Here is an 876-nt window from a genome sequence, read left to right on the forward strand (position 1 = left end):
TAGGGTCTGTTGAACATTGGTGAAATAACAGCAATAAATTAGTGGCAAAAAAAATAGCGAAGCAGTAACCTTTGAGTTCTCACACAACAAAGATACCGTTCGCTATGCCTCGCACTATGCTCAAAGATGAACATTGGACAAGACTAAGACCTATACTACTAGAACTTAACATCTATGACAAAGGAAATCTTAGACGTACCGTTGAAGGGGTACTTTATCGTATGCGTGTTGGCTGTCCTTGGCGTGATTTGCCCGCTTACTTTGGCAAGCCTAATACGGTCTACAAAGCTTATCAGCGTTGGTTTCGCAGCAATAAGTTAATTCAACTTTTTGCTTTATTAATCAAAGATTCAGACCTTGAATGGGTGTTTATAGATGGGACTCATATCAAAGCGCATCAACACAGTAGTGGTGGTAATGAAGCGGATCAGGCCATCAGTAAAAGTGTGGCAGGTCGTGCTACCAAGATTCACTTAGCAGTCGATGCTCATGGTAACCCGATTAGCTTTATATTATCAGATGGCACCACTCACGATGTTAAAGTCGCGCCAGATTTAGTTGATAAGATAGATTTAAGCAATACCGATATTTTATGTGCCGATAAAGGCTACGACTCTGACACGCTAAGAGAACACATTAAGCAAGCAGGGAGTTTCGATAATATTCCTAGAAAGAAGAATACAAAATCTGATAACCATCATATGGACTGGGACTTGTATAAAATACGCCATTTAGTTGAAAATGCGTTTGCACACTTAAAACGGTTCAGAGCAGTAGCCACCAGATACGATAAACTTAAGCAAAGTTATGAGAATACAGTGGCGCTAGCTTGCGCTTATATCTGGCTTAAATTATGAATGTTCAACAGGCCCTAAT

Annotated in this window: 1 protein-coding gene; it reads left to right on the forward strand. The window is 40.1% G+C overall.

Features of this window, described 5'->3' with window-relative positions:
• The first annotated feature begins 104 nt into the window (after positions 1-104).
• Positions 105-857: an IS5 family transposase gene (locus tag JMX97_RS13625; RefSeq protein ID WP_201558961.1), complete on the forward strand. Its 753-nt coding sequence runs from the start codon at positions 105-107 to the stop codon at positions 855-857.
• The last annotated feature ends 19 nt before the right edge of the window (positions 858-876 follow it).

It is taken from the genome of Psychrobacter sp. 72-O-c (assembly GCF_904846605.1).
GTDB lineage: Bacteria > Pseudomonadota > Gammaproteobacteria > Pseudomonadales > Moraxellaceae > Psychrobacter.